This is a genomic window from Psychromonas arctica, assembly GCF_038155225.1.
GTDB lineage: Bacteria > Pseudomonadota > Gammaproteobacteria > Enterobacterales > Psychromonadaceae > Psychromonas > Psychromonas arctica_B.
This window is the reverse complement of sequence record NZ_JBAKBA010000086.1, coordinates 1-2,152: the sequence shown is the minus strand read 5'-3', so window position 1 is coordinate 2,152 and position 2,152 is coordinate 1. Positions and strand designations below refer to the sequence as shown.

General features: G+C 33.7%; 1 protein-coding gene. It reads right to left on the bottom strand.

What is annotated here, in order from left to right; genetic code table 11:
* Nucleotides 1–225: 225 nt before the first annotated feature.
* Entirely contained in the window at nt 226–1,506 is a 1,281-nt protein-coding gene (locus tag V6255_RS17890; protein WP_341629364.1) for a sodium:proton antiporter, read from the bottom strand.
* Between the last annotated feature and the right edge of the window lie 646 nt (nt 1,507–2,152).

Sequence of the window (2,152 nt, the reverse complement as noted above, 5' to 3'; positions counted from 1 at the left end):
ACCTTCTGGTTTTAAATATAATTCCGCTTTCATTAACCAGAGTTGAGGTTAAGTATTATTAAATTGTTTGTTTAGCTATTCTTGTGGTGGAATGGGTGGAATGGGTGGAATATGGATAGAGGATTTTGACTTAAAATATTTTAATGGTTTTGTTTCACTTAGCTTTATTAAGGGATTATCAGGCTATTTTTTTAATAAAATAGCCTGATAATCATTAGCGATTAATTACTGATTTTTGTTTTGCCAATCTTTAGCTTTATTGATTAATGGCACAATACTAGAGCCTTGTACAAGTATTGAAAATAATACAACGCCATAAGTCATGACTAAGATTATTTCACGTACATCAATATTCTTTTCAGGTAGTACCCATACACCAGCAGGTACAGCCATTGCCATTGCTAAAGCAAGCCCACCACGTAATCCTCCCCAAGTTAAAATTCGTACAGAATAAGGATTGTAACTACGGAAGCGGTTAAAACCTAGGTAAGCTAAGCGTACGCTTAAGTAGCGTGCTAGCAATACTAAAGGAATGGCAATAAGCATAATAATCCAATCCTCTTTATAGAAGCTGAATTGCAACATACTTAAGCCAATTAATAGAAATAATATACCATTTAAGAATTCATCAACTAATTCCCAAAAATGGTCTAACTGGGCTTTACTCTCTTTAGAGAATCCATTTTTTCTGGTCCAATTACCAATCATGATACCTGCAACAACCATCGCCAGTGGAGCAGAAACGCCAATCATTCCACCAAATACGTATCCAGCAGTTGGCACACCAATGGTAAGTAAGAGTTCCATTGCATGGTCATTGGTCGCGCTGATTAAGTAATGGAATAATAACCCAAGTGCAAAACCGTAAACGATGCCGCCAATAGCCTCATGTAAAAAAAGCATCGAAACACTTTCTACTGTTAATGGTTGTCCAGAAAATGCGATATTAAATAAAGTAACAAAAATAACTAATCCAAAGCCATCATTGAATAAAGACTCCCCTTCAATTTGAGTGGATATTCTTTTTGGAGCATCTAGCTTTTTAACGATAGCTAATACAGCGATAGGGTCGGTAGGCGATATTAATGAGCCAAACAATAAACAATAAATGAGGTCGAGAGGTAAGCCGATAAGTTGGCAAATATAATACAACACGAAACCGACAAAGAAGGTAGAAAAGAGTGTTGCAGCTAAAGCAAGAACGGTAATTTCCCATTTTTGATCTTTTAAACTTTCTAATTTAATGCCTAAACCACCTGCAAATAACAAGAAACCTAATAAGCCATTTAATAAGAAATGTTCGAAGTCTATTTCTGTAAGTTGAGTGACGGCTATTTCTCGTAATTGAGTAAAGCCATTTTTACCTGCAATAACAATAATCAGTGATAATAATAACGATCCAGCGGTGATAGCAATGGTATTTTGCCATTTACCTAATTTACTATTAACGAATGTAATTAACATTGCTGCTGCAGCGAGGAAACAAAAGGTGGCATAAACTGTCATAGTAATAACCTGAGGTATAAAGAAGGTGTGAATATAATGCGAAATTATATCAAATACTATGCTTAGTTCACTCTTTTATAAGCTTATTGATTGTTTTTTATTCATTCATGACCGAATCTATAATTGATTCACTAATATTCTTAAAATAACTCAATAAATACGTTTTATATCTTCATTTTTATAACATCACTGCCTCTTCTTTGTGATCTAGATCGATAATAATTTCCCGTTTATTTCAATATTAACTTTGCCCTAATTTCCCTTTGTGCGAGATCAACCATTAGCAACGTAGTAGATCCTCACTTTAAATAGTTAATTTAAGACACTTTAAAAATTTAAATTGAAATTAAGTCATTGAAATTAAATGATAAGTTTATTTTTTGTTCGATTTGTTTTCGGTATGTTCTTTATTTACTTGGTTTTATTTAAGAAATGCATCGTATTATCTCTCCCGCAAACAAGGAACGTAGATGATTCACAGGATGTAAATCAGCAACGGACAGCAAGGAAACAACAGGATGTTGTTAAAGGGTAAATAAAGATTATTTATCCTATGAGGATGATAAAAGGACACTTCAAGGATTGGAGTTGGATAAGCAGGATGTTTATCGTTAAGGAAGAGCACGGAAGATATTACAGGATGTAA

What these genes read in the sequence shown, in the direction of transcription:
- V6255_RS17890 (WP_341629364.1), bottom strand. Translation starts at nt 1,506, where the DNA reads ATGACAGTTTATGCCACCTTTTGTTTCCTCGCTGCAGCAGCAATGTTA.